The organism is Methylosinus sp. PW1, from assembly GCF_000745215.1.
Classification (GTDB): Bacteria; Pseudomonadota; Alphaproteobacteria; order Rhizobiales; family Beijerinckiaceae; genus Methylosinus.
In genome coordinates this window covers 164,713-189,343 of the sequence record NZ_JQNK01000008.1, presented here as the reverse complement: position 1 = coordinate 189,343, position 24,631 = coordinate 164,713, and the positions used below count along the sequence as shown (strand labels likewise).

The 24,631-nt window shown below is 64.4% G+C and carries 25 protein-coding genes and 1 pseudogene; 11 read left to right on the top strand and 15 right to left on the bottom strand.

Features of this window, described 5'->3' with window-relative positions:
* Nucleotides 1-51 precede the first annotated feature (51 nt).
* Nucleotides 52-795, top strand: coding sequence for an acetoacetate decarboxylase (locus K369_RS06345; protein ID WP_036289349.1), 744 nt, complete (start codon nucleotides 52-54; stop codon nucleotides 793-795).
* A gap of 6 nt (nucleotides 796-801) precedes the next feature.
* On the opposite strand, the gene K369_RS06340 is transcribed toward K369_RS06345, so the two are convergent.
* Nucleotides 802-1,626, bottom strand: coding sequence for a LysR family transcriptional regulator (locus tag K369_RS06340; RefSeq protein WP_036289347.1), 825 nt, complete (start codon nucleotides 1,624-1,626; stop codon nucleotides 802-804).
* A 98-nt stretch (nucleotides 1,627-1,724) separates the two neighbouring features.
* Between K369_RS06340 and K369_RS06335 the strand changes: the two genes are divergently transcribed.
* Nucleotides 1,725-1,982: a hypothetical protein gene (locus tag K369_RS06335; RefSeq protein WP_036289346.1), complete on the top strand. Its 258-nt coding sequence runs from the start codon at nucleotides 1,725-1,727 to the stop codon at nucleotides 1,980-1,982.
* Between the two features lie 82 nt (nucleotides 1,983-2,064).
* Nucleotides 2,065-4,194: a bifunctional diguanylate cyclase/phosphodiesterase gene (locus tag K369_RS06330; RefSeq protein WP_051949104.1), complete on the top strand. Its 2,130-nt coding sequence runs from the start codon at nucleotides 2,065-2,067 to the stop codon at nucleotides 4,192-4,194.
* 24 nt (nucleotides 4,195-4,218) lie between these two features.
* Here K369_RS06330 and K369_RS24530 read toward each other — a convergent pair whose 3' ends face one another.
* The 4 genes from K369_RS24530 to K369_RS06310 all read right to left on the bottom strand — a co-directional run bounded on the left by K369_RS24530 (nucleotide 4,219) and on the right by K369_RS06310 (nucleotide 8,096).
* Complete coding sequence (locus tag K369_RS24530) at nucleotides 4,219-5,289, bottom strand: hypothetical protein (RefSeq protein WP_156967758.1); 1,071 nt, start codon at nucleotides 5,287-5,289, stop codon at nucleotides 4,219-4,221.
* 263 nt (nucleotides 5,290-5,552) lie between these two features.
* A complete protein-coding gene (locus tag K369_RS06320) occupies nucleotides 5,553-6,569 on the bottom strand; it encodes a patatin-like phospholipase family protein (RefSeq protein WP_036289345.1) in 1,017 nt (338 codons plus the stop codon).
* The gene (locus K369_RS06315) at nucleotides 6,566-7,351 is read right to left on the bottom strand and encodes a 3-hydroxybutyrate dehydrogenase (RefSeq protein WP_036289344.1); all 786 of its coding nucleotides are present in this window, start codon (nucleotides 7,349-7,351) and stop codon (nucleotides 6,566-6,568) included. Before K369_RS06315 ends, K369_RS06320 begins: the two co-directional genes overlap by 4 nt.
* A 103-nt stretch (nucleotides 7,352-7,454) precedes the next feature.
* Nucleotides 7,455-8,096, bottom strand: a complete 642-nt coding sequence (locus tag K369_RS06310; RefSeq protein ID WP_036289343.1) for a helix-turn-helix transcriptional regulator — start codon at nucleotides 8,094-8,096, stop codon at nucleotides 7,455-7,457.
* Between the two features lie 201 nt (nucleotides 8,097-8,297).
* Here K369_RS06310 and K369_RS06305 point away from each other — a divergent pair, with 201 nt between their 5' ends.
* Both K369_RS06305 and K369_RS06300 read left to right on the top strand, forming a co-directional pair.
* The gene (locus K369_RS06305; protein WP_036289342.1) at nucleotides 8,298-8,687 is read left to right on the top strand and encodes a DUF2946 family protein; all 390 of its coding nucleotides are present in this window, start codon (nucleotides 8,298-8,300) and stop codon (nucleotides 8,685-8,687) included.
* Between the two features lie 163 nt (nucleotides 8,688-8,850).
* Nucleotides 8,851-9,234 (top strand): hypothetical protein, encoded by a 384-nt coding sequence (locus K369_RS06300; RefSeq protein ID WP_036289341.1) that lies wholly within the window; start codon nucleotides 8,851-8,853, stop codon nucleotides 9,232-9,234.
* 73 nt (nucleotides 9,235-9,307) lie between these two features.
* On the opposite strand, the gene K369_RS06295 is transcribed toward K369_RS06300, so the two are convergent.
* The 3 genes from K369_RS06295 to K369_RS06285 are packed head-to-tail and all read right to left on the bottom strand — an operon-like array spanning nucleotide 9,308 to nucleotide 10,872.
* On the bottom strand, nucleotides 9,308-9,727 hold the full coding sequence (locus K369_RS06295; RefSeq protein ID WP_036289339.1) for a hypothetical protein: 420 nt from the start codon (nucleotides 9,725-9,727) through the stop codon (nucleotides 9,308-9,310).
* Nucleotides 9,688-10,176, bottom strand: coding sequence for a hypothetical protein (locus K369_RS27040; protein ID WP_036289333.1), 489 nt, complete (start codon nucleotides 10,174-10,176; stop codon nucleotides 9,688-9,690). The genes K369_RS06295 and K369_RS27040 overlap by 40 nt, the downstream gene beginning before the upstream one ends.
* A 33-nt stretch (nucleotides 10,177-10,209) precedes the next feature.
* Nucleotides 10,210-10,872, bottom strand: a complete 663-nt coding sequence (locus K369_RS06285; protein ID WP_036289331.1) for an O-methyltransferase — start codon at nucleotides 10,870-10,872, stop codon at nucleotides 10,210-10,212.
* Between the two features lie 172 nt (nucleotides 10,873-11,044).
* Here K369_RS06285 and K369_RS06280 point away from each other — a divergent pair.
* The 3 genes and pseudogenes from K369_RS06280 to K369_RS06270 form a co-directional block, all read left to right on the top strand.
* A pseudogene (locus K369_RS06280) lies at nucleotides 11,045-11,812 on the top strand (TonB-dependent receptor plug domain-containing protein); the annotation flags it as partial.
* 63 nt (nucleotides 11,813-11,875) lie between these two features.
* Entirely contained in the window at nucleotides 11,876-12,838 is a 963-nt protein-coding gene (locus tag K369_RS06275; RefSeq protein WP_051948759.1) for an IS5 family transposase, read from the top strand.
* A gap of 166 nt (nucleotides 12,839-13,004) precedes the next feature.
* Nucleotides 13,005-14,702 (top strand): TonB-dependent receptor, encoded by a 1,698-nt coding sequence (locus tag K369_RS06270; RefSeq protein WP_084570533.1) that lies wholly within the window; start codon nucleotides 13,005-13,007, stop codon nucleotides 14,700-14,702.
* Nucleotides 14,703-14,750: 48 nt separating this feature from the next.
* On the opposite strand, the gene K369_RS06265 is transcribed toward K369_RS06270, so the two are convergent.
* From K369_RS06265 to K369_RS06240, 6 genes are all read right to left on the bottom strand, one after another.
* The gene (locus tag K369_RS06265) at nucleotides 14,751-15,785 is read right to left on the bottom strand and encodes an NAD(P)/FAD-dependent oxidoreductase (RefSeq protein ID WP_036290189.1); all 1,035 of its coding nucleotides are present in this window, start codon (nucleotides 15,783-15,785) and stop codon (nucleotides 14,751-14,753) included.
* A 277-nt stretch (nucleotides 15,786-16,062) separates the two neighbouring features.
* Nucleotides 16,063-16,452, bottom strand: coding sequence for a 2Fe-2S iron-sulfur cluster-binding protein (locus K369_RS06260; protein WP_018264485.1), 390 nt, complete (start codon nucleotides 16,450-16,452; stop codon nucleotides 16,063-16,065).
* Nucleotides 16,453-16,626: 174 nt separating this feature from the next.
* Complete coding sequence (locus tag K369_RS06255) at nucleotides 16,627-17,211, bottom strand: ABC-type transport auxiliary lipoprotein family protein (protein ID WP_036290186.1); 585 nt, start codon at nucleotides 17,209-17,211, stop codon at nucleotides 16,627-16,629.
* Between the two features lie 98 nt (nucleotides 17,212-17,309).
* Nucleotides 17,310-18,194 (bottom strand): MlaD family protein, encoded by an 885-nt coding sequence (locus tag K369_RS06250; protein ID WP_036289325.1) that lies wholly within the window; start codon nucleotides 18,192-18,194, stop codon nucleotides 17,310-17,312.
* Nucleotides 18,195-18,199: 5 nt separating this feature from the next.
* The gene (locus K369_RS06245; protein ID WP_036289320.1) at nucleotides 18,200-19,042 is read right to left on the bottom strand and encodes an ABC transporter ATP-binding protein; all 843 of its coding nucleotides are present in this window, start codon (nucleotides 19,040-19,042) and stop codon (nucleotides 18,200-18,202) included.
* Nucleotides 19,043-19,046: 4 nt separating this feature from the next.
* Nucleotides 19,047-20,192, bottom strand: coding sequence for an ABC transporter permease (locus K369_RS06240; RefSeq protein ID WP_036289317.1), 1,146 nt, complete (start codon nucleotides 20,190-20,192; stop codon nucleotides 19,047-19,049).
* 136 nt (nucleotides 20,193-20,328) lie between these two features.
* Here K369_RS06240 and dgcA point away from each other — a divergent pair, with 136 nt between their 5' ends.
* The 3 genes from dgcA (at nucleotide 20,329) to K369_RS06225 (ending at nucleotide 23,559) form a co-directional block, all read left to right on the top strand.
* Entirely contained in the window at nucleotides 20,329-21,312 is a 984-nt protein-coding gene (gene dgcA, locus K369_RS06235) for an N-acetyl-D-Glu racemase DgcA (RefSeq protein ID WP_036289315.1), read from the top strand.
* A gap of 104 nt (nucleotides 21,313-21,416) precedes the next feature.
* Nucleotides 21,417-22,373 carry a DUF2971 domain-containing protein gene (locus K369_RS25380; protein ID WP_084570532.1) on the top strand — a complete coding sequence of 319 codons (957 nt, stop codon included), beginning with the start codon at nucleotides 21,417-21,419 and terminating at the stop codon, nucleotides 22,371-22,373.
* Nucleotides 22,374-22,503: 130 nt separating this feature from the next.
* Complete coding sequence (locus tag K369_RS06225; protein ID WP_036289308.1) at nucleotides 22,504-23,559, top strand: NAD(P)-dependent alcohol dehydrogenase; 1,056 nt, start codon at nucleotides 22,504-22,506, stop codon at nucleotides 23,557-23,559.
* 77 nt (nucleotides 23,560-23,636) lie between these two features.
* Here K369_RS06225 and K369_RS06220 read toward each other — a convergent pair whose 3' ends face one another.
* Nucleotides 23,637-24,524, bottom strand: coding sequence for an outer-membrane lipoprotein carrier protein LolA (locus K369_RS06220; RefSeq protein WP_036289304.1), 888 nt, complete (start codon nucleotides 24,522-24,524; stop codon nucleotides 23,637-23,639).
* Nucleotides 24,525-24,631 lie beyond the last annotated feature (107 nt).

The following is a 24,631-nucleotide window of genomic DNA, read 5'->3' as shown; positions in this document are numbered from 1 at the left end:
TCATTGCCTCGAATACGATGACATCGAATCTGATGGACAGGAGCCGCGAAGATGAAGATCGACGAGGTGCTCGAGACGGCCTATGCGATGCCGCTGACCAATCCCGCCTATCCGCGCGGACCCTATCGTTTCTACAATCGCGAATTCATCGTCATCGCCTATCGCACCGACATCGACGCGCTGCGCGCGGTGGTGCCGGAGCCGCTCGAAGTGGACGAGCCGATCGTCAAATATGAGTTCATCCGCATGCCGGATTCGACCGGCTTCGGCGACTATACCGAGAGCGGCCAGGTGATCCCGGTGCGCTTCAACGGTCAGAAGGGCGCTTATGTCCACGCCATGTATCTCGACGATGACGCGCCCATCGCCGGCGGCCGCGAGCTGTGGGGCTTTCCCAAAAAGCTCGCCTCGCCCAAGATAGAGCATGACGGCGACGTCATTCTCTGCACGCTGAAATATGGCCCCGCCCTCTGCGTCGAGGCTTCGGTCGGCTACAAGCATCGCATATTGGAGACGGCGCCCATCGCCGAGGCGATCAAGCAGCCGAATTTTCTTCTGAAGATCATTCCCCATGTCGACGGCTCGCCGCGCGTGCTGGAGCTGGTGCGCTATCATATGACCGATGTGGTGGTGAAAGGCGCCTGGGCCTCGCCGGCGGCGCTCGCTCTGCATCCGCATGTCGCCTGCGACGTCGCCCGCCTGCCGGTGCGCGAGATTGTTTCGGCGACGCATTTCACCGCCGATCTCACGCTCGCGCTGGGCGAGGTCGTGTTCGATTATCTCGATCAGAAATAGCCGCGCTCACGCAGCTTCGCGCTCGGCCGCGCGCGCCAGCAGAATTTTATAAGCGATATCGAAATAGCCGGGGAGCGGGCAGCGCGCGACGCTCTCGCCGCGCAAGAGAATGGCTGGAATCCAGGCGGCGCCGAGCCCGGCCTCGACCTGCGCCAGCAACGCTTCCGCCGAAGCGCTCTCGCAGATCGGCGGATCGCGCATTCGAATTCCATGCGCGGCGAGCATGGCGGCGATGCGCGCGCCATAATGCGTGCCCGGCGCATAGACCATGAGCCGCCCAATAAGAGAGTCGCCCTCCAGCTCTACGAGGCTCTCGCCGCCGCGGCGCTGCGCGAGGATCAGCCGATCTTCGCCGATAGGCTCGAGCGCGAGCCCGGCGAGATGATCGGCGTCGCCGAAATCGGGAACCATGGCGAGATCGCCATGTCCGCGCTTGACCGCCTCAATGCAGCCGGAGACGGAGGCGACGACGACGGAGTAATTGCGCAATTCATGTTTTATCAACCAAGGCGACAGAAAGGTCGCCGCCAGCGTGTTGGTCGCATAGATGCGCAGCGCCTTCTCCAAATGGCTGGACACGGAGAGCACGGCGCGGCGCGCATCATAGATCTCGTCGCGCAGGCGATGCGCGCGCGCCAAAAACTCCTCGCCTGCCGGCGTCAGCGTCACCGGGCGGCGCTCGCGATCGAACAGCGGCGCGCCGAGCCATTCCTCCAGCCGCTGCATGCGGCGGCTATAGGCGGATTGCGTCGTGCCGCGCGCCTGCGCCGCGCGGGTGAAATTGCGCGTCTGGCAGAGCGCCAGAAAATCGTCGATCCACTGCAGCTCCATGATGCGAGAAATGCATCATCGAATCGAAATTGACAATTGGACCGCCCCGCAGCTCCGCGCCATATGCCTCAGCGTGACGAAGGAACGGGACGAATATTATGGAAGCTCTGCTGACGATTTTGGAGAAGGACGAGGGCGCGGGCTTCGCGCTGCTGCCGCGCAGCGTGCGGCTGCTGGCCGCGCCGCAGGAGGCGCAGGCGTTCTGCGAGTTCGAGGTGGTGAGCGGAAACGCGGCCTATCGCGAGGGCGAGCGCTTCTATCTGTCGCAGGCGAAAGCGCGGCGCGCCTATCCTTCGGCCCCGCCTCTGGAACAGGGCCGCGACGCCGCCCCCGCGACAATCGAGCGCTCGCGATAGCGCCCGGCGCAACTGGACATGCGCCGCTCATATTACAATTATCATTGTCGATGAGACAAATTCACCGCCTCGGCCGCGCTCCATGACGAGCTTTCGCTTCTCGCTGCAAGCCCAATTGGCGCTGTTCATCGGCGCTTTTCTGGCGATCGTTCTGGGATTGGCGCTGCTTTCCGCGCAGAGCTTGCGCGTCGTCGACGCCAAGACAGACGCGCTCGCGTCGAAATGGATCGACGGAACGCGCATTCTCAGCGAATTGGCCGACCGGATTTCGGAGTTCAGAATCCAGGAGACCTATCGCGGGCTGGCGGAGACGGAAGAAGAACGCATCACCGCGGAGCGGCAGGCGGCCGAGCATCGCATCGTGGTCGAAGAGCTTCAACGCGACTATTTCGCGCTGTTCGGCGCGGAGCCGCGTCCCGACCTCTCCAAGTTCAGCGCGGCGCTCGCCGCCTATCTCGCCGCCCATGACGCTTGGATCGCAAAGGAGCCGGATGTCGCCGCGATCCGAGCCGCGCGCGGCGTCACTGCTCTGCACCAGCTCTATAGGGTAGCCGACGAAGCCGCCGACGCCGCGATCGACGAGCTCAGATGGTCGGCGCATGCGGAGGCGGAGACGGCCGCGCGCGTGACCGAAGGCGCTCTGAAGGTCACAATGCTCGCCTCGGCGCTCGCCCTCGCTTTGGCCGCATGGCTGCTGTTTCGCGTCAAGGAGCGGATCACGCGCCCGCTCGCGGCGATCACCGCCGCGCTCACCGAGCTGGCGGAGGGGAAGAGCTATGTCGCGGTTCCCGAGATCGGCCGCGACGATGAGATCGGCGTCATGGCGAAATCGCTCGACGTGTTCCGCGCCAATGCGCAGGCGCTGGAGCGCGCGCATGAGGCGACGCGCGCGGCGCAGGAGCATGCGCAAATTCTCGCGCGTCAGGATTCGCTCACCGGCCTGCCCAATCGGCGCATGCTGGTCGCCGATCTGCACGCCGCGATCGAGCGCGTCGAGGATGGCGCCACAGCCTGCGCGCTGCTCTTCGTCGATCTCGATCGTTTCAAGCCGATCAATGATCTCGAGGGCCATCGCTTCGGTGACGCCGTGCTGTGCGAGACCGCACGGCGCCTGCGGCAAGCGTCGCGCAAGAGCGACGTCGTCGCGCGTCTGGGCGGCGACGAATTCGCGATTTTGATGGAGATGACTCCGGCGACGCATATGGATCAGGCGATGCGCGTCGCCGGCCGCGCGCTCGCCGCGATAGCGGAGCCGATCGAGATCGGCGAGCGGCGCGTGGAGCTCAGCGCCAGCATCGGCGTCTCGCTATGCCCGGAGAATGGTCTCGACGTCAGCACGCTGCTGCGCGCCGCGGATATTGCGATGTATCACGCCAAGCGCGACGGACGCGGCCTGTTCCGTTTCTTCGAGCAGAGCATGGACGAGGATCTGCGCCGGCGCGCCGAGCTCGAATCCGCCTTGAGGAAAGCCGTCGCCGCCGGCGACATCCGCCCCTACTATCAGCCGCTCGTCGATCTGCGCGACAATCGCGTCTATGGCTTCGAGGTGCTGTCGCGCTGGACGCACGACAAGCTCGGCTCTATTCCGCCCGACGTCTTCATTCCGCTCGCCGAGCAGATCGGCGTCATCGCCGAGCTCACCTGGTCGGTGGTGCGGCGCGCCTGCCGCGAGGCGCTGCAATGGGGCGCGCAGGTGCGGCTATCCGTCAATGTCTCGCCGATGCAGCTGAAAGATCCGCTGCTCGCCTCACGCCTGCTGTCGACGTTGGAGGAGGAGAGGTTTCCGCCCTCGCGTCTCGATGTCGAGATCACAGAGAGCGCGCTCATCGACGATGTCGACACTGCGCGCGCGACGCTCGCCGCGCTGCAGGCGGAAGGCGTGCGCATCTCGCTCGACGATTTCGGCGCGGGCTATTCGAGCCTCTATCATCTGCGCGCCTTCCATTTCGACAAGGTGAAGATCGACCGCTCCTTCGTGCTGGCCATGCAGCACGACGAGGAGAGCGGAAGGATCGTCGACGCCATATTGAGCCTGCTGAAGCATCTCGGCGTGACGACGGTCGCCGAGGGCGTCGAGACCCTGGAGGTGCTGCGACGCTTGGCCGAGAATGGCTGCGAGATCGGCCAGGGCTTTTATTTCGGTAAGGCGATGCCGATCGGCGAGGCATCCAAGCTGCTGCGCCGCCGACGGTCCGATCGTCGCGTGGCCTGAGCCAGGCGACGCTCTTTCTCTCCGTCAGGGAATGACGCCGGTCGCCATGCGGCCGAGATCGCCGACCGCGCCCGTGACCGTATCGACCGCACGCTCCATGAAGCCGGGCTGCTCTCTCGGAGAGGCGGGGGGCGGCGGAGCGGCGGCCGGCGCTTCCGCCACGGGAGCGGGCGCGGCCGGCGCGGCGATGGGAGCGGCCGCGGCGGGAGCCGCGCCGGGCTTGGTCTCGGGCTTGAGCTTGGTGGGCTTCGCCTGGGCGGTAGGCTTGGCCGGAGCAGCGGCGGGCTTGGCCGGCGGCGCCGCTGCGGATTTGGCGGGCTGCGCCGCCGGCGGCTTGGGCTGCGGCGCAGCCCTGGCGGCATGGGGCTTGGCGGCGGGCGGAGGCGCAGCGACCACGGGCTCCGGCGTCGGCGGCGGCTCGGCGATCACGGGCTCGACGGCGACCGGCGCGGTCGGCGGCGGCGCCTTGGGCGTCGGAATGACGCGGATCGGCGCGGCGGTCGGCGTGGTGAGCGGGACGGCGTTGGCGGCCGGCGGGCTCAGCGCGCCCTCCGGCAGAGCCGATGGCGCCCGGGCTGGGGCGGGCGCGGCGACGGCCGGCTCTTCGACGACGGCGGAAGCGGGCGGCTCGGTCTCGGGCGCGGCCTCCGCGGCGGCGGGCGCCGATTCTGCCGCGCTGCCGCCATCGGCATTGTCCATGGCGGCCGGCTCGGCGGGGTCGATGGAATCGCGCTGCGTCGCCGAGGCGAGAGGCTCGTCCTCCAAGTCGCCGGGCAGGAAGACGCTGGCGATAGCGCCCGCGCCGACCACGAGAATGACGATGGCGGCGGCGATCAGCCATCCGCGCCCACGCCGGGGCGCCGCGCCGCGCTCGTTCTGGAAACCATCCGCCTTCGGCCTGCGCCGCGCGCGCAGCTGCCGATCGACTTCGCTCGGCGCCCGCACGGCCTCGGGCGCGGCGGCGGCCGGCGGCGGCTCGGCAGGATGATCGAGCCGAAGATGAGCCGCCTCCTCCGCCGGCTGCGGGGTGTGGCGCAACAGCTCCTTGAACTCCTCGAACTCGGCGATGAGCTTCTCGTCGGCGGGCGCGTTCATCTTCAGTCCTCCGATTGCGTCGGCGCGTCGGTCCAAAGCCCGCGGCGCTCGACGCCATCATTCGCGATTTTCGTCGATCGCGGCCTTCACGAATATTCGCGAAACACCCCTCTCGGCATGAAATTTCCAGTGCGGCCTTCGCCGCGCTCCACCAGGAATAGAGAGAAATGTGGCCGATCTTTGCCACGAGCCGCCGATCGCCGCGGCGCCCGCGGGCGGCACGGAGCAATTTCCTGCGAAAAACAGCGCTTGGGCCGGTCCGCTCAGACGAGCTGCTCCTTCAATTGCGCCGTTCCCGTGACGCCGATCGCATCATAATGCTCGTCGAGAAACGCCTTGCCGGCCTCGCGGCCGATATCGAACAGCGAACGCAGGAAATCATAATCGGCGTCGAGCTTGGTGTCCGCGCCGAAGCGCTTCATCGCCGCGCCGCCCTCGACCAGATGCAGCAGCACCTTCTTATAATGCGTGCCCTTCAGCCGTCCGGCGTCGATGAGACGGGCCACGAAGTCGATGGCGCGAAACTCGTGCAGGAGCGAGGCGTTGAAGGTGATCTCGTTCAGCCGGTCCATGATCTCCTGCGAGGTGCGCGGAATCTCGTCGCGCTCGACCGGATTGATCTGCACCAGAATAATGTCGCAGCAATCGGTCTCCGTGTAGAGCGGAAACAGCGCCGGATTGCCCATATAGCCGCCGTCCCAATAGGCCTCGCCCTCCACCTCCACCGCCTGGAACAGAGTGGGCAGGCAGGCGGAGGCCATCAGCATGTCTATGGTGAGCTCCGGCCGCCGAAAGATTCGCACCTTGCCGGTGCGCACATTGGTGGCCGAGATGAACAGCTTCAGATTGTCGGTGGCGCGCAGCGCCGGAAAATCGACGAGCCCCTCGATGAGATCGCGCAGCGGGTTGATGTCGAGCGGATTGAACTCATAGGGCGAGAAATAATTGGCGGCGTTGTGGGCGATCGTCTTGCGCAGCTTCAACGGATCCCAGAAACCGAACACCATGTCGCAGAGTTCGCGCTGCGCCTTGCTGAGATCGCCGCCGAGGCTGACCGTCCGCCAGAATTCCTGGAGCTGCGCGCGGGCGCGCGCCGGCCCGCCCTCGCGCAAACCGTCCGCATAGACGACGGCGTTCATCGCGCCGGCGCTGGCGCCGCTGATGCCGATGACGTCCAGCCGCCCATCCTCGAGAAAAGCGTCCAGCACGCCCCAGGTGAAGGCGCCATGGGCGCCCCCACCCTGCAAGGCCAGAGTGACCTTCTTCTTTTCGTCGGTCATCCCGCGGTCCAGCCGCCGTCGATGGAAATGTTGGAGCCGGTGATCTGCGCCGCGGCGTCCGAGCACAGGAACAGGACGAGCGCCGCAATCTGATCGACGGTCACGAATTCCTTGGTCGGCTGCGCCTGCAGCAGCACATCATTGATGACCTGCTCGCGGGTGAGGTTGCGGGCCTTCATCGTGTCGGGAATCTGCTTCTCGACCAAAGGCGTCCACACATAGCCGGGCGAGATGCAATTGGCGGTGACGCCATAAGTGGCGAGCTCCAGAGCCACCACCTTGTTGAGCCCGGCTATGCCGTGCTTGGCGGCGACATAGGCCGCCTTGAAGGGCGAGGCGACCAGCGAATGCGCCGAGGCGGTGTTGACGATGCGGCCCCAGCGGCGCTTCTTCATGCCCGGCGTCGCCGCGCGGATGGTATGGAAGGCCGAGGAGAGATCGATCGCGATGATCTGATTCCATTTCTCGATCGGAAAATCCTCGATCGGCGAGACAAATTGTATCCCGGCGTTGTTGACGAGAATATCGACCGAGCCGAGCTTCGCCTCGGCATTGTGGATCATGGCCTCGATTTCCTCGGGCTTGGTCATGTCGGCGCCGTCGTAAATGGCGGTGACGCCGAACTTCGTCTCTATGGCGACGCGCTCCTTCTCGATCTCGGCGGCGTCGCCGAAGCCGTTGAGGACGACATTGGCCCCCTCCTTGGCGAGGGCGCGGACGACGGCGAGGCCGATGCCGCTGGTGGAGCCGGTGACGACGGCGTTGCGTTTGGCGAGAGACATTCGCGTCCTCCAGGTAAAACGCGCCTCAGGGACGCGCCGAATTTATTCGTCGGGTGGCAAATCTAGCGTCTCGACGTCGATGGAACATGACGCCGCGGACCGCTCACTGGCTCGCCCATAATATGCGGGCGATCCAGCTCACCTCCTCCTTGGGCAGCACGCGGTCCGGATAGGCGGGATTGAAGGATTTCAGCTCCACCGTGCGCGCCGTCTGCCGCTTCAGCTCCTTGGCGAGCACTTCGCCGGAGGTGGTCTTCACCACCACGCGGTCGCCGCGGCGCACCGGCGCGGCCGGCGAGACGATGACGATATCGCCGTCGCGATAGAGCGGAGCCATGGAGTCGCCGGAAATCTCGAGCGCGTAGGAATGCTCGTCGGCGTCGGCGAAGACGTCGATCTCGTCCCAGCCCGTGCCGGTGGCGAAGCCGGCGTCGTCGAAATAGCCGCCGACCCCGGCCTGGGCGAGCCCGATGAGCGGGCGGGCGCTGCGCGTCGGCCGCTGCCCCTTGGCCAAGACCAGAGACATGAACTCGTCCAGGCTCGCGCCGGTCGCCTGCAGAACCTTGGCGATCGATTCGGTCGAGGGCCAGCGCAGCCGCCCATCGGCGGTCTGCCGCTTGGAGCGGTTGAAAGTGGTCGGGTCCAGCCCGGCTTTGCGGGCGAGGCCGGAGGCGGTGAGGCCATAGCGCTCGCCGAGCGCGTCCAGCGCCGCCCAGATTTGCGCATGCGTCAGGATCTCAGCCAATGGCGGACCTCATTCCTAGAGCTAGGAATAGAACAGTCGCCCACGCTCCGCAATTCGAGATTTGCCCGGGAGCCAAATCTCCCTTGCTGCGCGCCGCGGACTTTTTTTCGCCGGAAACTCTCGCATTTTCAGCAAATTCCAAGAGCCGCCCGGCGAGGCTCCATTGACCATGTCGCGAGGCCCGCCTATCTTGGAGCGATCGTGACCCAGCAGAGCGACAAATCTCGGCAGTATGGACAGACGGCGGCCACGCTGCTCGTCGCCTATCTGCTCGTTCTGCAGGGCCTGGCCACGGGCCTCGTCGTCGGCGCCCGCGCCGGACAGAGCGCTCTCGGCAGTGCGATCTGCGTCACCGCCAAGGCGGTCGACGATCGCTCGCAAGGACCGCGCGCGCCCACGCATGGAATGGACGCCTGCTGCGTCCAGCACTGCACGGGGCTCGACGGCGGCGTCATCGGCGGCTTCGCCGAGCTCGAGCCGCCGCGCTCGCCCGAGGTGGGAATTCTCCTGCCTCTGCGCGAATCCGGCGGTCACAAACGTCTCGCCCAACTTCCTGTCGGAGCGCGCGCTCCGCCCGTCCTCGCCGTCTGACCGCAGCCACGAGGCTGCGCCGCTGGCGCGCCTTTCCGCTCCCGCCCCCGGCGGAGGGAAGGCGCATCCATCAGAAGACAAAAGCGAATTCATGATCGATTCCGCATGCGCCACGATGCGCGGGGATCGACTCGAAAATCGCTAGAGAGGCCGAGTCGAGACAATGGATTACGATGTTGCTCCCCGCGAAGGACGGCGCGCCGCGCGAACTGCGGCCGCGCCCGCTCAGGACCAGTCCAATCCGCCGGCGCGCAGGCGGATCGAGGTGCTGGAGACTTACTTCGGCGCCGACGGCCGCCCGGTGAAGCGCAAGAGCATAGGCGCGGCGCGTGTCGCCCGCCGCTATGACGAGCGCGGCAATAAGGTCGAGGAAGCCTATTTCAACGCCGACGGCAAGCCGACCCTGCGCAAGGGCCTCGGCGTCGCCAAAATCGCTTGGCGCTATGACGAGAGGGGCCGCCAGATCGACGCCTCCTTCTTCGACGCCGCCGGCGAGCCGGTCCAAAAGGGCGCCGCCGCGCGCGACCGGGTCCTAGCCGACGCCTGAGCGGGCGACGCCGACAGAACTCCAAGACGCAGGGCGGCCGAAAGGCCGCCCTCGGCGTTTCAGGATCTTGATTTTATTTCAGCTCTTTGGCGCGGGCGCGCAAAGCGCGGGGCGCGATGATCGGCGCGCAGTCGAGAATCGCCAGAAGATCGGGCTTGCGGATTTTTCCCGCGAAATCTTCCGCATAAAAGGCCTCGCCCTGCGGCAGATTCGATGCGAAGCGCGCGCCGACGCCGACAGAGGCGGCGAAATCGTCCCATTTGAACGGAACATCGACATAGCCGCTGTCGAAATAGCCGAAAGGGACGTCAAAGGCGCAGCGCAGGATAGCGGCGTGCAGAGCGCCGCAGAGAACGAAGCGCGCGCTGACGATCTGGTCGATCGCCCGCCGAATGGCGTCGAAGCTCGCGGCGATATTCGGCCGCACGACCAGATCGACGCCGGTTTCCTCGATCAGCTGCCGATCGGTTTTCGGCTCGAGAAAATGCGGCACGCAGATCGCCTTGTCGACGAGGTCCGGATCGATGCGCGGCGCATAGAGCAAGGGCAGCAGCAATGCGGGATCGCCGAGCGGCGTCTCTCCGCCGGCAAGCCCAGCGCATCGCGCGTGAGCGGTCCGCGCGCGCCCAGAAAGACGCAATGCCGCTGCAGCTCCTCGCTCAGCGGATGCGGATCGCGCTTGCCGCAGCACCAAAAGGCGATCTTCGGCGCACGATCGGCGCGAGAATGGGAGAGGTCGATCTCGATCTGATGATCGGAAATGACGCTGCCGATCAAGCGAACGACGTCGAAGTCGCTTTTATAGCGTCCGGCGCGTCGGTCGCGCATGCTGCGCTTGGTCAGCTCTCGATACAGCAGCTCGGAAAGCGCATCGCCGAAATTCAGCTCGCGCATCCCCTTCCGCCAATAGCCGACAATTTGGTCGCTGTAGAGGCGCGCCATCTGCGTCCATCCTTCGTATCGGAACGCCGCGCGTCAGCCGTTCACGAACGCGATGGCGAAGCCGTCCCAGCCCTTGGAGCCGACCGTCTGAATGGCGGTCGCGGTGACGCGAGGCTCGGCGGCGATCGCCTCGAACAGCGCTCTCGCGCCGGCGGCGTTGGCGTCCGTCCCCGCGAGCACAGAGCCCTCCCTCACCACATTGTCGACAATGATGAGGCCCCCCGGCCGCGCGAGCGTCAGCGCTAAGGCGAAGTAATTGGCGTTATTGGGCTTGTCGGCGTCGATGAAGGCGAGGTCGAAGGGACCGGCCGCCTCCGCCGCGAGCTTGGGCAGAGTGTCCAGCGCCGCGCCGACGCGAATCTCGACACGGCTCGCGAGACCGGCCTTCGCGAGATTGGCGGCGGCGACATCGGCATGCTTCTGCTCGAGCTCCAAAGTCACCAGCCTGCCGCCCTCCGGCAGAGCGCGCGCCAGCCATATGGTGCTATAGCCGCCGAGCGCGCCGACCTCGAGAATGCGTTTCGCACCAATGGAGCGCGCCAGAATATGCAGCAGCTTGCCCTGCGGCGGCGAGACGTCGATCGCCGGCAAGCCCGCAGCGGCGTTGGCGGAAAGGGCCGCATCGAGATCGGCGTCGGGGCCGATCAGGCGATCTGAAATATAGGCGTCGACCTCGGTCCAGGCTTGCGATGACATCACGAAATCCCCCTTTGTCAGCGGCGGGGTCGCACTATCCCATTTTTTTACCTTGAAAAAAACACTTTCGCTTTCCGAAGAGACTTGGGCAATCTTGCATTAACCATAGGTAAATCAACAGGAAATTTAGATACAATACAAATTCCATATGATTAATATGGAAGCTTCTCTCATGAACACCACGGTATGGCCCCGACGCCTGCGTTCCTGGGTTTCTTCGGTCTCATTGGCCGCGCTCGGCGTGGCCGGGTCGCAGACGTTCACGGCCTATGGCGACGAGGCGAGAGTCGAAGATGTGAAGGTCGGCGCCGAGGTCGACGCCGGCCCGACAGCAAGGGAAGAGAAAATTCTGGCCCGGACGCCCCGCTCCGCCGGTTATGTCAACGCCAAGAAAGCCGAGGAGCAGCATCTCGAACGCCTCTCCGATTTTTCTCAGCTCGTGCCCAACTATAATCCCGCGATCGGCAACCCACGCACATCACGTCCTGCGATCCGCGGCATAGGGGTCGGCGCGGGCAATGGCGACGGGGCCGAGTCGGACACAGGCTTCATCGTCGACAATATCTTCTACAAGCATGTCGGCTTCCAATGGGCCGACTTCGTCGACATCGACTCCTTCGAGGTCGAGCTCGGTCCCCGCGGCACGACCGGCGGCAAGAACACGACCGTCGGCGCCGTCAACATCCGCACGCAGACGCCTTCTTTCGAGCGCAAGGCGACCTTCGAAACTTCTTTCGCCAATTACAGCCACATCATCGAGAAGCTGAATGTCACCGGTCCGATCATCGACGACAAGCTGGCCTATCGCGTCACCTTCTACCTCGACAAAAGCGACGGATGGGTTCGCGATCAGGCCACGGGCGCCGGCGTTTTGAACAACAACCGGTGGGGCGCGCGCGGGCAGCTCTATTATGTCGGCGATAATTTCACCGACCGCCTGGAGCGCTTTGCAAAACCGGCGAACCCGTGATTCTCTGGGGCGTCCGAGGGATGTGAGTCACCGATGTCACGCCGCAACTTCAGCCAACCTTCGCTCGCCGACGCATTCGTGAAAGCCTATTCTCGTCCTGGTGGGTTTCTGGAAGATATCGCCAAGACGTTCGAGTGGAGCGCGTTCGACGTTATTTTGCGTCCGCTGCATTCTTCGAGCGACGGCGCGCCGGCCTATCCGCCACTGACCATGTTCAAGATCGTGCTGTTGCAGCAGTGGTATGGGCTGTCCGACCCCGCCGCCGAGGAGGCTGTGCGCGATCGCCTGTCGTTTCGGCGCTTTTGCGGGGTTCCGCTGGACGAGGAGACGCCGGACCATTCATCGATCTGGCGGTTTCGTCAGCGGCTCGCCAAGCTCGGCCTCGACGAGAAACTACTTGCCGAGGTCAATCGACAACTCGACGCGCGCGGGCTGATCGTGAAGCGCGGCACGCTGGTCGACGCCACTATCATCGCGGCCGCCGTGAAGCCGCCGCCCCACGACGAGGGGCAGGTCAATCCGCGCGACCCGGACGCGAGCTTCACCAAGAAGAACGGCGAGACCTACTTCGGCTACAAGGCGCATCTGGCGGTCGACGAAGAAAGCGGCATCGTGCGCCAAGCGGAGATGACGAGCGCCGATCTGCACGACAGCCAGCGCGGCGAGGCGATGATCCAGGGCGATGAAGAGGCCTATTACGGCGACAAGGCATATGATAGCGCAGCGCTACGCAAGGCGTTGAACGACAAGAAGATCGACGACAAGATCGCCTATAAGGCGAAGCGCGGAGCGCGACAGCCGGACTGGCAGAGATGGTTCAACAAGACGGCGTCGAGCGTTCGCGTCGGCGTCGAGCGCGCCAACGCGACGATGAAGAACTGGTATGGGATGGCGCGAGTACGCTACCGCAGCCTCGCGCGCAACAATTGTCATCTTCAGTTCGTCGTCATGGCGATGAACATGAAGCGGGCGCGGGTTCTCGAAGCGGCGGCATGACGCCGCGAGGGGAGAGGTGTGTCTCGAACCGGATAGGGATGCGAAAAATGACCGGCTGACGGCGCAGAGCATTGCGCCAGATGGCGCGCGGGCGCATCAAAGCCCGTCGATTGCGGCCGAAAAACCGTAAACGCCGAGACCTCGGCTATTCTGCGAAGCGCTCCGCCTGATATTCAATTTTGGAACGTCTCACGAATACAACAATAACACGACTGGTGTTTTCTCAAATTCTTTGCCTCTCTACGCCAATGGCACGCTCGGAACCACCTATGCGCAGACAGTATGGAATAGGCTGCGTAAGCCGATACTCACTTTGGATCCATTCAAGCCCTATTACACGCATCTCGGCACGCTCGACGAAAGACAATATTCTCTCTCCAATGAATTCAACATACAGATCGGCGAGAACACGCTCACGTCGATCTCCGCCTGGGGCGAATTCGTCCTTCACCCGCGCAATTCGATGGGCAATCAGGAGCTCGAGATCTCCGACGACCACGTCAATGTGTGGACGGATCAATATTCGCAGGAGTTCCGCCTCTCGTCGCCCAAGGAGCAGACGCTCGAATGGTCCGTCGGTCTGTACGGTCTCTACGAAAAAATATTTTCCTATAGGGAGACAATCTACGGCTCCGACGCAGCGCAATGGTATTCGGCGTCGCCGTCGACCGATCCGGCGCTGATGGCGGGCTTCCGCCAGCACGCGGACGGCAAGTCGACGACATTCAACATCGCCGGCTTCGGCCAAGCGACCTATCACGTCGACGATCAGTTGGCTCTGACCCTCGGTCTGCGCGACAGCTATGAGGTGAAGGAAGGCTCGAACTTCGCCTGGGTCGAGGCCGGAAGCGCCAAATATTCGCTCACCCAGGTCTACAACGCCGTGAAAGGCGCGAGCGGAACCGGCTACTTCGACACGGGCGGCCAGAGCGTGTCCCGTAACATGGTGACCGGCATGCTCAATCCATCCTACAAGCTCGACGACAATATTCTTCTCTACGGCCTCGTGGGACGCGGCGAGAAGGCCCCCGCGGTGAACACCTCCGCACAGGCGATCTGGTCCGGGACGACCTTCCTGGGATGGCAGCCGCTGCTCACCGAAGCGGAAACCTCCTGGGACTATGAGATCGGCGCGAAGACCAACTGGCTGGACGGCAAGCTCATCGCCACGCTCAACCTCTATTGGAACGATATCTATAATTTCCAAGCCAATATGGTGAATTCGAGCATCACCGATTCGACGGGCCAGCCCATTCGGCAGACCTATCTCGGCAATGTGCCGCATGTGCGTCTACGCGGCGTCGAAGGCGTCGGTCGCTGGAGCCCGCTCGAGCGGTTGTGGCTGACTTTCAACGGCGCCTATACAGACGCGCGCTACGTCGATTTCCCGAATGCTCCCGTGCCGGACGATTGGAACTGGGGCAAAACGGCTCCGCTTTATCTATCGCTGTCCAATACGCGTTTCACCAATCTGCCGAAATGGACATTCAACATCGGCGCCGACTATTCACACCCGCTCGGGCGAATCTTCAGCGATTTTGGGCCGTGGGCCGACCAGCCGCTCACGGCTTTCGGATATGTCAACCTCGCATGGTCCGACAAATATCAGCTGACCAATCCATGGTCGGTGTTCCAATATTGGCAGCCGGCCTATTCGATCGTGAATGCCGGCCTCGGCCTGCGCACAGCCGACGAGCGCTATAGCCTGCAGCTCTGGGCCAAAAACCTATTCGACACGCGCTACATTCCCGCTCAGCCGACCGGCGGAGGCTGGACGGCCGGCACGCCGACCGCGCCGGCTTCCTACCAGCTCCAAGACCATCCTCGCTATTTCGGCGGAACATTGCGAGTGACGCTTTATTGAAGACGCCGCGAGCGGTCGAACGGGCTCTCCCGCTCGACCGCCAGCTGCTCAGACGCCGAGCTTCTTCTGCAGATTGGTCGAGGACGTCGTGTATTGGAACAGCAGCTTCTTGTCGGGGAAGATGTAGCGATGCGCCTTCTGCGCGGCCAGCGCCGCCTCGTGGAAGCCGCACAGAATGAGCTTCAGCTTGCCCGGATAGGTGTTGATGTCGCCGATGGCGAAAATGCCCGGGTGATTGGTCTCGAATTTCTCCGTGTCCACGGGAACGAGATTCTCGTGCAGGTTGAGACCCCAATCCGCCACCGGGCCGAGCTTCATCGTCAGGCCGAAGAAGGGCATCAGGCGATGCGCCGAGACGACCGTATCGACATTGTCATTGCCGCGGATCGTCACCGAGGAGAGCTCGCCGTCGGCGCCCTCGATCGCCGTGACCTGGCCGAGACGGAAGTCGACCCGCTTGGCGGCGATATGCTCCTGCAGCGCATTGACCGAATGCGGCGCGGCGCGGAACTGGTCGCGGCGATGGACGAGCGTCAGGCTCTTGGCGATGGGCTGCAGATTGAGCGTCCAATCCAGCGCCGAATCGCCGCCGCCGACGATGACGACGTCGCGGTCGCAGAAATCCTCCATGCGACGCACCGCATAGAAGACGGATTTGTTCTCATAAGCGTCGATGCCGGCGATCGGCGGCTTTTTCGGCTGGAAGGAGCCGCCGCCCGCCGCGACGAAGACCACTTTGGCCTTGAACTTCGTTCCCGCGTCGGTCGTCACCTCGAAGGAGGGCTGCTCGGGCGTGCCGGTGGGCGTCAGCGTCTCGACCATCTCATTGAAATGGAAGGTCGGATTGAAGGGCTTGATCTGCTCCAGCAGATTGTCGGTGAGGCCCTGGCCGGTGACGAGCGGATGGCCCGGAATGTCGTAGATCGGCTTCTCCGGATAGAGCTCGGAGCATTGGCCGCCTGCGCGCGGCAGAATATCGATGACATGAGCCCGAATATCGAGAAGGCCCAATTCGAAAACCGCGAACAGACCGGCCGGGCCGGCCCCGACGATCAGCGCGTCGGTCTCGATTGTCTCAGTCATTGTCCATCCTTCGCCGCGTTCGAAACGAAATTTCGCGAGGGCGGGGCGACTCTCGTCGGATCGAAACGCGCCGAGCGCGCTTCGATCGACCATGGCCGCCGCCATCGAACCGGGCCGTCCGGCAGCCTGCCCCGTTCGAAGCCCGATCCCTTCACGGCCATGGTCTATAGCATCCGCGCCGTCATGCAAATGTCTTCGGGAGATCGAAGCCGACGCAAAAAACGCCGCGGCGAGGCGGCGCTTTCATTCGTCGAATATCAGCGCCCCCGCGGAGCCCTCAGCCCTGCTGCGAGGGCGTCGTCACCACGAGGCCGTCGAGCTCCGGCCGCACGGTGATCTGGCAGCTGAGGCGCGAATTGGGCTTCACGTCGAAGGCGAAGTCCAGCATGTCCTCTTCCATCTGCGAGGGCTTGCCGGCCTTCTCGACCCAAGCCTCGTCGACATAGACATGGCAGGTGGCGCAGGCGCAGGCGCCGCCGCATTCGGCCGGAATCTCGGGGATATCGTTGCGACGCGCCGTCTCCATGACGGTGGAGCCCGTCTCGCCCTCGACCGTGCGGGCCTGACCATGCGAATCGACGAAAGTGATCTTCGCCTTGGTCGGAGCGCCGCCGCCGGGCTCGGCGCCATAGCGGGTCGCTTGGTCGTAGAGGCTGGTCTTCACCATGGTGCTCTGTCTCTTCCGTTGACGTGTCGGCGCGCCTGCCGCTGGCGCAAGTTTCGGCGGGCCGCCGAAGTCCCTCGCCCGAAGCTTCGGCCCGACGCTCGTCCTATCGCGCGATCAGTTATCATCGGCAGAGCGGGCGCGCTAGTCTTTCCTCGAGCCTGCGACGGCGTGATGTCAAACCTGCGCCGCGGCCCAGCGCACGATCTGCCCGACGGTCGCGGTCAGCGCCTCGTCCAGCGCCTGCGTCGCCGCCGCGCCAGTGGAATGGGGCGCCGGAGCGCGGCTCGAGAAGACGCGGCCCTGGCCTACCGGCGCGCCGCGCGAATCGAGCATTCTGGCGGCGATCTCGACCACCGCCTCGGAGGTCGTCACATCGATCTCGAAGCGGCGAATCTCGGTCGAAAGCACATGGTCCGCGATCATTCCGGCGCGCACGACCGAGCCGGCGCGGCGGCCGATGTCGAAGCCGGCGATGAGCCGCGCCTGCACGAGCCGCGGCAGCCGATCCACCCATTGCGCCTCGGCGAGATTGGCGACCTCGTTCGGCCCGGTGCGCACGACGATGCGATCGGAGTCGATGGGCTGCACCGCCTGCGGCTCGGCGACGGCGAGCGTGCCGCGCAAGGGCCGGGCCAGCGCGCGCCCCACATCGCCAGGACCGCCGAGATCGAAGCTCTCGCGCTGCGGCGCGCCGCCGCAAGCCGCGAGCGCCAGAGCGGCGAGCAGAATGAGGGAGAGCGACGCTCTCGACGGCGTCATGGACCGATCCTTCCCGCTGATCCCGCGCGACGCCGCGTCGCTTTCCACAGTGATTCCAAGCTTACTCGAACGTCGCTGGCCATCAAAGAGCAACGCCTCTACTTGCCGCGATATTCCGGCAGAGACGGACTCGCGCCGAAAATCACCTGCTGCGGATTCTTCTCCAGCGAGCGCACGGCGCGCTCCACCGTCTCCAGCGTCTTGCGGGCATCGACGGCGAGCTGCTCATATTGCTTCAAGCCGCCGCCGGAGAAATTCTTGAGATTGGCCGAGGCGCCGGCGATGTCGGTCGCGATGCTGTTCAGCTTCTTGGGGTCGATCGCGGCGAGAAGCTTGTCGATGCGCGCCGGGAGGGGCTTCATCGAGGCGCTGATCTCCGACATGTCGTGAATGAAGGAGTCGATTCCGCCGGAATTATCGGCGAGCGCCTTGGTGAATTTCTCGGTGTTCCGCAGCGTGTCCGAGATGGTCTGCGAATTGGCGTCGAGCAATTTGCCCACCCGCTCGAGAACCTCGGTCGCAGTGGACGAGAGCTTCTGCACATTCTCGAGAATATTCTGAAACTCGGAGCGCTCGCCCTCTATGACGGGATAGGTCTCGCCCGGCCTCGCGCGCAGCTCCTCCGCGCCCGGCGTGCCGCCGGTGAGCGACACATAGGAGACGCCGGTGAAGCCGGCCTGCTCGAGACGCGCGCGCGTGTTGGTCTTGACCGGCGTCTTGCGGTCTATGCTGACCAGCACGTCGACGCGGCTCGGATCCTGTTCGGAAATGGCGAGCTGCGTCACCTCGCCCACCTTCAGCCCGTTGAAGCGCACGTCGCCGCCGCGCAGCAGGCCGCTGACCGAGCCGTAGAAATGCACCTCATAGATCTTGTATTGCGCCGTCTGGCTCGCTCCCGAGAACCAGAAGACGAAGCCGAAGGCCGCGAACACCACGGCGAGGGCGAAAGCGCCGATGAGGGCGAAATTGGCGCGGGTTTCCATGGGGCCTACTCTCGTCCTCGCAGTTCTTTCGTCTTGCGCTCCTCGAGCGCGCCGGAGAGGCGCGATCCGCGCACGCCATGGAAATAAGCTTTCAGCCAAGGATGCTCGCAGGCGAGCATCTCCTCCATCGGCCCGGCGGCGATCACCTTTCCCTCGGCGAGCGCGGCGATGCGGTCGCAGATGGAATAGAGGCTGTCGAGATCATGCGTCACCATGAAGACGGTCAATCCGAGCGTATGTTGCAGAGTGGCGATCAGCTCGTCGAACTCCGCCGCGCCTATAGGATCGAGGCCGGAGGTCGGCTCGTCGAGAAAGACCAGCTCCGGGTCGAGCGCGAGCGCGCGGGCGAGCGCCGCGCGCTTGATCATGCCGCCCGATAATTCGGCCGGAAATTTGTCCGCGGCGCTCGCGGGCAGGCCCACCAGCTCGAGCTTCAGCATCGCCAGCTCGTCCATCAGCCGCGCCGAAATATGCCCGGTCTCGCGCATGGGCATTTGGATATTCTGCCGCACGGTGAGGCTGGAGAACAGCGCGCCATTCTGAAACAGCACGCCCCAGCGCCGCTCGACGCGCCGGCGCTCGGCGGCGGAGAGCTTGTCGCGATCCTGCCCGAACAGCTCTATGAGGCCGGAGCGCTTGTCGACGAGGCCGAGAATGGTGCGCATCAGCACCGATTTGCCCTGCCCCGAGCCGCCGACGAAGCCCAGCACCTCGCCGCGATAGACATCGAGATCGAGGCCGCGCATCACCGAGGTCTGCCCGAAGGCGACGACGAGATCGCGCACGCGAATGACCGTCTCGCGCGTCGCGGCGGGCTTTTCGATCGTCGGCGAGGCGAGGTCGGTCATCGGGCTAATATTTGATCGAGGCGAAGAAGATGGCGAAGAAGCCGTCGAGCACGATGACCATGAAGATCGCCTTCACCACAGAAGCCGTGACGTGGCGGCCGAGCGATTCGGCCGAGCCTCTGGTCGCCATGCCCTCCATGGCGGCCACCATGCCGATGACCAGCGCCATGAATGGCGCCTTTATGAGGCCGACGATGAAAGTGTTGCGGCCGATCGCCGCCTGCAGCAGCGAGAGATAGGCCGCCGGGCTGATGCCCTCATAGACCCAGCACACCAGAAGGCCGCCGAACAGCGCCGACATATCGGCGATGAAGGTGAGCAGCGGCAGCGACAGAACCAGCGCCAGAACGCGCGGCGTCACCAGCACCTCGACCGGCGAGAGGCCCATGACGCGCAGCGCATCGACCTCCTCGCGCATTTTCATCGAGCCGAGCTCGGCGGTGATGGCGGAGCCGGAGCGGCCGGCGATCATGATGGAGGTGAGCAGCACGCCGAGCTCGCGCAGCACCAATATGCCGATGAGATCGACCGCATAGGCGCCCGCGCCGAAGCGTCGCAGCTGGAATATGCCCTGCTGCGCGACAATGGCGCCGACGAGCAGATTGATGAGCGCGATGATCGGCAGGCTGCGAAAGCCGAAACTCTCCATATGATAGACGAGCGAGGTGAAGCGAAAGCGCCCCGCCGCCAGCAGCGAAACGCCCGAGGCGACGACGAACTCGCCGAGAAAGCCCACGCCGCTATAGGCGTCCTGCGCCGCCGAGACGACGGAACGGCCGAGATCGGCGAGAATATCGACGACGAGCAGGCGACGGCAGCGCGACGGCGCCTCGAAGGGACGAAACTTCGTCTCCTGCAGCAAGATGACATGCTCCGGCCGCGCGCCCTCCAGCGAGACGGCGATCCCGGCATGGGCGAGCTCGTCCATGGCGCGGCCGATGATCCAGGCGCCGGCGGTGTCGAGCCGGACGATTTGCGCGAGATCGACGATAGCGCGAGCGGCGCCGCGGGCGGCGGCGGCCATGCCGGCGACGTCCTTCTCCAGGGCGGCGGAATCGGCGAGCACCCATTCGCCGCCCAATGTGAAGCGCGCGGCCTCGCCCTCGCGTCGTGACGAGAGACGGGCCGTATGGTCGAGGTCCGTGGCCATGCCTATTTTCGGCCCTATGGGCCGGCGGCTCCCTTTCTCCGCGCCCCGCAGCGTCTTAACTTCCGCCGCAGCCAGAGTCGAGCGCGAGCCTGGCCGCGACGCGCCTAGTCTCTCTGTTTCAACTGGAAAAATCGCTATGGGCGTCCAACTGACCATTTCCGTCGAACGTTTCCCCATCGCCGGGCGATTCGTCATCTCGCGCGGCGCCAAGACCGAGGCCGTCGTCGTCGTGGCGCGACTCGCCGACGGCGAGGCCCTGGGCCAGGGCGAATGCGTGCCCTACGCCCGCTATGGCGAGAGCGTGGAGAGCGTCGTCGATCAGCTGGAGAGCGTGCGCGATCTCCTCGAGGCCGGCGCCGACCGCGCGGCCCTCGCCGCTCTGCTGCCGCCCGGCGCCGCCCGCAACGCCGCCGATTGCGCGCTCTGGGATTTGGAGGCGAAGCGCGCCGGCGTCGCCGCCTATCGGCTCGCCGGGCTCGAGCGAATGGAGCCGCTCGTCACCGCTTTTACGATCTCGGTCGGAGCGCCGGAAGAAATGCGCGAGGCCGCCGCCAAGGCCGCGCATCGCCCGCTGCTGAAGGTGAAGCTCGCCGGCGATGGCGACGCCGAGCGCATTGCGGCCGTGCGCGCCGGAGCGAGCGATTCGGCGCTGATCGTGGACGCCAACGAGGCATGGCGCGAAGAAAATTTCGTCGCCAATAGCGAAGCCTGCGCAAAAGCCGGCGTGAGGCTGATCGAGCAGCCCCTGCCGGCGGGCGAGGACGAAGCGCTCACGCGCCTCCCCCGCCTCGTGCCGATCTGCGCCGACGAGAGCGTGCACGACCGCATCGGCCTTTCCGCTCTGGTCGGGCGCTATGACGCCGTGAACATCAAGCTGGACAAGACCGGCGGCCTCACCGAGGCGCTCGCGCTCGCCGCCGAGGCGAGGCGGCTCGGCTTCTCGATCATGGCCGGCTGCATGGTCGGCACCTCGCTGGCCATGGCGCCGGCCCTGATCGTGGCGCAAGGAGCGGAGTTCGTCGATCTCGACGGACCGCTGCTGCTGGCGAAGGACCGCGAGCCGGGGCTGCGGTATGAGGGGTCGCTGGTGTATCCGCCGGAGAGGGGGGTGTGGGGGTGAGAGGGGGCAACTGGTAATTTTAAAGTGCAGTATTGGGGCCTCACCGATCTTATTGGCCCCTTCGAAATTCCTGAAATGAGAGATACACTTTATACAGGAATCGTTTGATCATCTCAGAAGCGGGCAAGGGGATGAACCGACCGGATCGCTTGCTAAAGTATACACCAAATCTGAAATTCCTAGATAACGGCCTGTTCCGCTTTTCCCAACCGGCGGCATTGAATGACGCCTACGAAGCTCTTCCCGGCCTGTTGGTTAACGCATATTCGAATGAGGACCTCGCGGCTGCGAAGGCGCGTTCAGTCCGCGATGGATTTCGCGGAATGTCGGACAACGAACTGGTTGCAAGATACCTGACGCCATTTCCCGCCCACCGCATGGATGAAAAGTCGTTCCCGGGGTTATGGCCGTTCCGTCAGCCAGCGCTTCGGGAGGAGCCATTCGAATCGTTGGATGAATATGATAAAGTGCTCGCTGAGCGAGCAGTGGAACTGGCAAAAGCTTTCGCCAACCGAACGATCGGCATTTTCAGTCTTACTGAAAATTATCACGAAACTATGTGGGCTCATTATGCAAATAATCATCAGGGCGTGTGCATTGCCTTCGATCCTCAAAATGAATACTTTGCCGCAAATCACCCAGAACCGATACTTTACACGAACCAGCCTGTCCAATTAACTATCAATCAAGGGTGGGTGCGATTTGGCGGCGACACGGTGGACAAGGCAAGTATTCTTCGTGGAGAACTTGGCTTTCTTCCGAAAGAACTTTTTTTAAGAAAGCAGCTTCCATGGCAATATGAACAAGAGTGGCGCGTTATGAAACTGCTGTCTGACGCGAAAGAAATACTCACAGGCATCGATCCGATGGAGCTACCGGTTTACCTCTTTGAAATCCCCGCAAATGCGATTAGCGGAATCACCTTCGGGTGGCGTGCAGACGATGCAGCTATCAGACAAGCCATGCAGACAATCAGGAAAGACGCACGCTGGAAGCATCTATGGGTTCGCCGACGCACGCGGTCCTTGACTGGAGTAATTGAAGAGGAAGTAACGGGTTAGATCGCCGACTTGTCCATTCTCTGGCTACGGCCAACCCGTCGTGACCAACCCGCAACATTATGATATCAATATCGCTTCGGTGCAGCGACGCACGCGCGCCGCTCTTTCTTAAAAATCCCGAGGCCCACCCATGCCCACCAAGGCCTATGCGGTCCAATCCGCCACGGCGCCTTTTGCGCCCTTCTCCATCGAGCGCCGCGCGCCGGGACCGAGGGATGTCGCGATCGACATTCTCTTTTGCGGCGTCTGCCATTCCGATCTGCATACGGCGCGCAGCGAATGGCCGGGCACGCGTTACCCTTGCGTGCCGGGCCATGAGATCGTCGGCCGCGTGACCGCCGTCGGCGCTGAGGCGACACGGTTCAAAGTGGGAGACATCGCCGCCGTCGGCTGCATGGTCGACAGCTGCCGCCGCTGCGTCTCCTGCGACGATGGGCTCGAGCAATATTGCGAGCATGGCTTTGTCGCCACTTACAATGGCGCGCTCGACGGCTCCGGCGAGAACACTTACGGCGGCTATTCGACGGCCATCGTCGTCGATGAGCATTTCGTGCTCGCCATTCGTCACGAGGAGGCGCAGCTCGCCGCCGTGGCGCCGCTGCTCTGCGCCGGCATCACCACATGGTCGCCGCTCAAGCATTGGGGCGCCGGGCCGGGCAAGAAGGTCGGCGTCGTCGGCATTGGCGGGCTCGGCCATATGGGCGTGAAGCTCGCCCATGCGCTGGGCGCGCATGTCGTCGCCTTCACCACCTCGCCGGGCAAGCGCGAGGCCGCTCTCGCGCTCGGCGCCGATGAGGTCGTCGTCTCTCGGGACGCGGAGGCCATGGCGGCGCGCTCCGGCAGCCTCGATTTCATCCTAGACACGGTCGCCGTGTCGCATGATCTCGACGCCTATGTGGCTCTGCTGAAGCGCGACGGCGTGCTGACTCTCGTGGGCGTGCCGGAGACGCCGCATCCCTCGCCGTCGGCGGGCGGGCTGATCTTCAAGCGGCGGCAAATCGCCGGCTCGCTGATCGGCGGCATAAAGGAGACGCAGGAGATGCTCGACTTCTGCGCCGAGAAGGGCATTGTCGCTGACATAGAGACGATCGCCATGCAGGAGATCGAGACGGCTTACGCCCGCATGGTGAAGAGCGATGTGAAATATCGCTTCGTCATCGACATGGCGACGCTGAAAGCCGCGTGAGCCTCACGAGGGCTCGCTCGCTCTTTGTTGCGACGCGTTTCCAACGCCGAACCGGCGTCCGCTTCGGCTGGAAACGCTCAGTGAAAATCGAGCAGCGAGCCCTTGTCGATCTTGAACAGATTGGCGTCCGGCGCGCTGCTGCGGTCGATGTTGAACAGCGACACCAAGGTCTCATAGCCCTGCGGATCGGAGACCTGCCATTGCTTGAGCAGGAAGGTCTTGGAATCGAAGATCAGCTTGATCTTCGACGTGCCGCCGAAGGTCGCCTTGTCTTCTATCGAAATGGAGGCGCCCGCGTCGTCGATCACGACATCGACGAGCTTCACGTCCTTTTGCAGATCGACCTTCTCGTTGAGAAGGAATTTCAGCGGCGTCTGATTGATGAAATAGAGGTCCTGCGTGTTGAGCTTGCGATCGCGCACGGCGACCTGCACGCCGTCGGAGACGACCTCCATCGTGGCCGGCTGCGCATATTCGAAGCGCATGCGCCCGACCTTATGCACATAGAGCTTGCCCTCGGCCCGGCGGCCGTCGCCGCCGATCTGCACGAAATCGGCCGTCATGACGGGCGAGGAGTTGAGCGAGGCCTCGGCGCGCTTGATCGCCTCGTCGCGGGTGAGCGGCGCCTGCGGCTGCGCCGCCACTGCGACAGCGGCCGCGGCTCCGCCCACTGCGACGGCGCCTACTGCCGCTTTGGCGGCGTCGGCGGCGGGCGTGGGCGGCTTGGGCGCGGCGGGGGGAATTGTTTTGGCGTCGCCGGGCTTGGCCTGAGCCGCTTTGGAATCGGCCGCCGGCTTCGCCTTGGCGTCGGCCGCGCCCGGCTTGCCCTTGGCCGCAGCCGCAGGCTTGCCTGCCTGAGCCTTGGCGGCCGGCGCCGGTTGCGGCTTTTTCTTCGGCTCCACGGCCTGGGCGCCGGAGACGGCGAGAAGGGCGAGGACCAGCGCGGCGGCGAGAGGCGATTTCACGGGAATTGGTGCTCCGGGACATTTCGGCGCGGCTGATCGGAAGCCGTCCGCCGTCCTCACTAGGACGGCGATATGGCTAATGTTGGATCATATTCGCCGAGCACGAT

Coding starts and splice junctions, on each gene's coding strand:
- K369_RS06225 (WP_036289308.1), top strand. CDS start 22,504: ATGCCCACCAAGGCCTATGCGGTCCAATCCGCCACGGCGCCTTTTGCG.
- K369_RS06285 (WP_036289331.1), bottom strand. CDS start 10,872: ATGTCATCGCAAGCCTGGACCGAGGTCGACGCCTATATTTCAGATCGC.
- K369_RS06320 (WP_036289345.1), bottom strand. CDS start 6,569: ATGACCGACGAAAAGAAGAAGGTCACTCTGGCCTTGCAGGGTGGGGGC.
- K369_RS27040 (WP_036289333.1), bottom strand. CDS start 10,176: ATGGCGCGCCTCTACAGCGACCAAATTGTCGGCTATTGGCGGAAGGGG.
- K369_RS06330 (WP_051949104.1), top strand. CDS start 2,065: ATGACGAGCTTTCGCTTCTCGCTGCAAGCCCAATTGGCGCTGTTCATC.
- K369_RS06345 (WP_036289349.1), top strand. CDS start 52: ATGAAGATCGACGAGGTGCTCGAGACGGCCTATGCGATGCCGCTGACC.
- K369_RS24530 (WP_156967758.1), bottom strand. CDS start 5,289: ATGAACGCGCCCGCCGACGAGAAGCTCATCGCCGAGTTCGAGGAGTTC.
- K369_RS06250 (WP_036289325.1), bottom strand. CDS start 18,194: ATGGAAACCCGCGCCAATTTCGCCCTCATCGGCGCTTTCGCCCTCGCC.
- K369_RS06245 (WP_036289320.1), bottom strand. CDS start 19,042: ATGACCGACCTCGCCTCGCCGACGATCGAAAAGCCCGCCGCGACGCGC.
- dgcA (WP_036289315.1), top strand. CDS start 20,329: ATGGGCGTCCAACTGACCATTTCCGTCGAACGTTTCCCCATCGCCGGG.
- K369_RS06255 (WP_036290186.1), bottom strand. CDS start 17,211: ATGACGCCGTCGAGAGCGTCGCTCTCCCTCATTCTGCTCGCCGCTCTG.
- K369_RS06265 (WP_036290189.1), bottom strand. CDS start 15,785: ATGACTGAGACAATCGAGACCGACGCGCTGATCGTCGGGGCCGGCCCG.
- K369_RS06260 (WP_018264485.1), bottom strand. CDS start 16,452: ATGGTGAAGACCAGCCTCTACGACCAAGCGACCCGCTATGGCGCCGAG.
- K369_RS06340 (WP_036289347.1), bottom strand. CDS start 1,626: ATGGAGCTGCAGTGGATCGACGATTTTCTGGCGCTCTGCCAGACGCGC.
- K369_RS06300 (WP_036289341.1), top strand. CDS start 8,851: ATGGATTACGATGTTGCTCCCCGCGAAGGACGGCGCGCCGCGCGAACT.
- K369_RS06335 (WP_036289346.1), top strand. CDS start 1,725: ATGGAAGCTCTGCTGACGATTTTGGAGAAGGACGAGGGCGCGGGCTTC.
- K369_RS06275 (WP_051948759.1), top strand. CDS start 11,876: ATGTCACGCCGCAACTTCAGCCAACCTTCGCTCGCCGACGCATTCGTG.
- K369_RS06240 (WP_036289317.1), bottom strand. CDS start 20,192: ATGGCCACGGACCTCGACCATACGGCCCGTCTCTCGTCACGACGCGAG.
- K369_RS06315 (WP_036289344.1), bottom strand. CDS start 7,351: ATGTCTCTCGCCAAACGCAACGCCGTCGTCACCGGCTCCACCAGCGGC.